Here is a 3,253-nt window from a genome sequence, read left to right on the forward strand (position 1 = left end):
CGCGCTCGCAGCCTTGTTCATCGCACAAATGTACGGGATTGATCTCTCGATCGGAACACAGCTGACGCTTGTCTTCGTCTTGATGCTGACATCAAAAGGGATGGCTGCCGTTCCTGGCGTCTCCTTCGTCGTGTTGCTCGCAACACTCGGTACAGTCGGTATCCCGGCAGAAGGACTTGCCTTCATCGCGGGGATTGACCGAATCATGGATATGATGCGCTCGGTCGTCAACGTCACAGGAAACACGCTCGCTTCACTCGTCATCGCGAAGTGGGAAGGTGTCCTTGACGAAGACCAACTCGAGACGTTCATGTCGACAGAAAATAAGAAAGACGACATCCGCAGTGCGTGATTGTCGTAAGTATGGGGAAGGACTGAATCGTCAGTCCTTCTTTTTTTCGTCCAAGAAAATAGATTAAATTCGATTGTTTTTAAAGAAAACCTTTTATTTTTGATTATAGTTAAAATTATATTGAATATTATTTATTTTATAGTTAATATTATTTATATAATCACAGGGGAGAGGCGATAGGATGGAAACGGTAGGAATCGTCATTGGTATTGTCACAGTCTGTATCGTACAATTTTACTTAGCGCGGCGCAGAAGAGTCTTTAGTTTCATCATTCCAGCGATCATCATTGGTCTCGGAATTTACTGGTATTTCGGAACAGGACCACACACGTCGGATCGTGAGTCATTGATCCGAATCGGTACATGTGTTGGATTGTCTATGATGATCTCAATGGCTGAGATGGGTGTCGACTCGCGCCGTAAGCAACTGAAGCGTGAAAAAGATCGAATGGAGATTCAAGATTTGTAAGAGAAGTGAGGGAATACGATGGAACGACAAGACGTGCCCGCTTGGGTACTGGCACTCGAACAGGAACATCTCGAGTTCATCCGGAAGTTCGTCTTGAGCTCCGGTTCGTTGAAGGATATGGCAGCTGCCTATCAAGTATCCTATCCGACTGTCCGGGCGAAGTTGAACCAGTTGATTGAGCGGATTGATTCGGTGCAACAGGAAGATGTCGAATTCATCAATATGATCAAGAACTTGGTCTTAGATGAACGGTTGAGTCTTGATGTGGCGAAAACGATCATCGATTCTTACCGCAAGGGTCAAGCGAAAGAATAAGCCAAAAAACGAGATTCCCGCCTGACGGAAATCTCGTTTTTTTATTGTTTATCGTTCTTTTTATCCTGTTCCTTCTTGATCATCTTCTTTGCTGCTGAGCGGAAGCGGAAGATCAAGTAAAGACGATAGAAGTCGATTGCGGCGAACAAGGTCAGGAGGATCGTCCAGAAGTTGAAGACCGTTCCTGCCTCGACTGAGTTGTTGTAGGCAAGAAACATGAAAAGAACACCAAAGATGGCATAGAACAATGCCATGAAGTTCGAGCTTTGACGCATGAAAACACGACCTTTCGTAAATTAAGACATCGCGTAGATGGCAAGTACGACGATTCCGTTGTTAAAGACATGAATGGCGATCGGAGCAAGAATCCGGCGCGTCTTGACGAAGACGAGTGAGAAGACGAAACTCATCGCGACATAGATCAAAAATTTGTTGTCTTGGTGGATCAGGGCGAATAAGCCACCCGTCAGGATGAAGCTAAAGAAGAAACCGAGCTTCGATGAGAGATTGCCGAACATGATGTGCCGGAACAAGAACTCTTCCATGATCGGTCCAAGCAAGACGACCATGACTTGCAGGAGTGGGATGACTTGAATCGCTTGAATGATTTGATCCGTATTTTGCGATTTCGCGACATTTTCGATCCCGCCTGCCATCCAGGCATCGATCAAATTGACGCTGATCAAGAGTGCATACAAAAGCGCAATCCCGATTCCGATCCATTTTAGTGTATCCATCGGATCGGTTTGACGTCCTTCTGCCTTCCATTTCTGCCAATCAGGACGCAGACAGTAGTAGGAGACGATGACGGCGACCGTGAAGCCGATCGCGAGCCACCAACCGGCGACGTCAGCAATGACGTTCTTCGGAAGGAAATACTGGAACGAACCCGGAACCAATTGGACGATCAGATAGATGATGATCGGGATGACGTGACGCTTTTGCCACTTCTCCGCCATCAGAAAAGGCAGACTGATTGGATTTTTCATCGTACAGGACACAACTCCTTTGTAATGAAGGTACTGTCCCGATTGTAACAAACAAACGGTCTTGGCGCACGATTGACGATGATTCAAAGGTGTCGATTTCGGGAAAACGGATAAAGGTTCAGGCTTGAATTCAGGAGAGAAAGCGTATAAGATAAAAATATGTTAGCACTCAACGAAAGTGAGTGCTAAAAACAATCATTTTCAAGGAGGATGTTTCGCATGTTAAAACCACTTGGTGATCGCATCGTGATCGAAGTCGTTAAAAAAGAAGAAACAACACTTGGAGGAATCGTTCTTCCTGGGTCAGCGAAAGAAAAACCACAAGAGGGTAAAGTCGTCGCTGTCGGTACTGGCCGTGTGACAGAGCAAGGCGTACGTGTACCACTTGAAGTGAGTGTCGGAGATCACGTCATTTATACACAATATGCCGGTTCGGAAGTCAAAGTCGACGGCAATGAATACTTAATTTTACGCGAAAGCGATATTTTGGCAGTAGCCGAGTAATTCAGTCAATCATCTATAAGGGGGATTTCAGTCATGGCAAAAGAGATTTTATTCAGTGAAGAAGCACGTCGGGCAATGCTCCGCGGGGTCGACGCATTAGCGGATGCAGTCAAAGTCACGATCGGACCAAAAGGACGCAACGTCGTCCTCGAGCGAAAGTTCGGTTCACCACTCATCACGAATGATGGCGTGACGATCGCGAAAGAAATCGAACTCGAAGATCACTTCGAGAACATGGGTGCAAAACTCGTCGCAGAAGTTGCCTCAAAAACGAATGAAATCGCAGGGGATGGTACGACAACAGCGACAGTCCTCGCACAAGCGATGATTCGGGAAGGTCTCAAAAACGTCACAGCGGGTGCAAACCCGATGGTCATCCGTAAAGGAATCGAAAAAGCAGTCCGTCGTGCTGTCGAAGAGTTGCACACGATTGCAAAACCAATTGAAGGTAAAGAAGCGATCGCCCAAGTCGCAGCGATCTCAGCAGCGGACGAAGAAGTCGGTCAATTGATCGCAGAAGCAATGGAACGTGTCGGTCAAGATGGTGTCATCACGATCGAAGAATCACGTGGCTTCACGACAGAACTCGACGTCGTTGAAGGAATGCAATTCGACCGTGGTTAC

Annotated in this window: 7 protein-coding genes; 5 read left to right on the forward strand and 2 right to left on the reverse strand. The window is 46.7% G+C overall.

The window, feature by feature from the left end; genetic code table 11:
* The 3 genes from B4F99_RS07195 to B4F99_RS07205 form a co-directional block, all read left to right on the forward strand.
* The coding region (locus tag B4F99_RS07195; protein WP_290756302.1) for a cation:dicarboxylate symporter family transporter at positions 1–352 on the forward strand (352 nt) is incomplete at its 5' end.
* A 181-nt stretch (positions 353–533) separates the two neighbouring features.
* Entirely contained in the window at positions 534–821 is a 288-nt protein-coding gene (locus tag B4F99_RS07200; protein ID WP_290756304.1) for a hypothetical protein, read from the forward strand.
* An 18-nt stretch (positions 822–839) separates the two neighbouring features.
* On the forward strand, positions 840–1,136 hold the full coding sequence (locus tag B4F99_RS07205) for a DUF2089 family protein (protein ID WP_214852030.1): 297 nt from the start codon (positions 840–842) through the stop codon (positions 1,134–1,136).
* A gap of 41 nt (positions 1,137–1,177) precedes the next feature.
* On the opposite strand, the gene B4F99_RS07210 is transcribed toward B4F99_RS07205, so the two are convergent.
* Entirely contained in the window at positions 1,178–1,411 is a 234-nt protein-coding gene (locus tag B4F99_RS07210; RefSeq protein ID WP_214852032.1) for a DUF4305 domain-containing protein, read from the reverse strand.
* Positions 1,412–1,432: 21 nt separating this feature from the next.
* Positions 1,433–2,125, reverse strand: a complete 693-nt coding sequence (locus B4F99_RS07215; protein ID WP_058713945.1) for a CPBP family intramembrane glutamic endopeptidase — start codon at positions 2,123–2,125, stop codon at positions 1,433–1,435.
* A gap of 219 nt (positions 2,126–2,344) precedes the next feature.
* Here B4F99_RS07215 and groES point away from each other — a divergent pair, with 219 nt between their 5' ends.
* Positions 2,345–2,629: a co-chaperone GroES gene (gene groES, locus B4F99_RS07220; RefSeq protein WP_290756306.1), complete on the forward strand. Its 285-nt coding sequence runs from the start codon at positions 2,345–2,347 to the stop codon at positions 2,627–2,629.
* A gap of 33 nt (positions 2,630–2,662) precedes the next feature.
* The coding region (locus B4F99_RS07225) for a TCP-1/cpn60 chaperonin family protein (RefSeq protein ID WP_290756308.1) at positions 2,663–3,253 on the forward strand (591 nt) is incomplete at its 3' end.

Origin of the sequence: Exiguobacterium sp. UBA3491 (genome assembly GCF_002377745.1) — a bacterium.
Taxonomy (GTDB): Bacteria; Bacillota; Bacilli; order Exiguobacteriales; family Exiguobacteriaceae; genus Exiguobacterium_A.

What these genes read in the sequence shown, in the direction of transcription:
- B4F99_RS07210 (WP_214852032.1), bottom strand. Translation starts at nt 1,411, where the DNA reads ATGCGTCAAAGCTCGAACTTCATGGCATTGTTCTATGCCATCTTTGGT.
- groES (WP_290756306.1), top strand. Translation starts at nt 2,345, where the DNA reads ATGTTAAAACCACTTGGTGATCGCATCGTGATCGAAGTCGTTAAAAAA.
- B4F99_RS07215 (WP_058713945.1), bottom strand. Translation starts at nt 2,125, where the DNA reads ATGAAAAATCCAATCAGTCTGCCTTTTCTGATGGCGGAGAAGTGGCAA.
- B4F99_RS07205 (WP_214852030.1), top strand. Translation starts at nt 840, where the DNA reads ATGGAACGACAAGACGTGCCCGCTTGGGTACTGGCACTCGAACAGGAA.
- B4F99_RS07200 (WP_290756304.1), top strand. Translation starts at nt 534, where the DNA reads ATGGAAACGGTAGGAATCGTCATTGGTATTGTCACAGTCTGTATCGTA.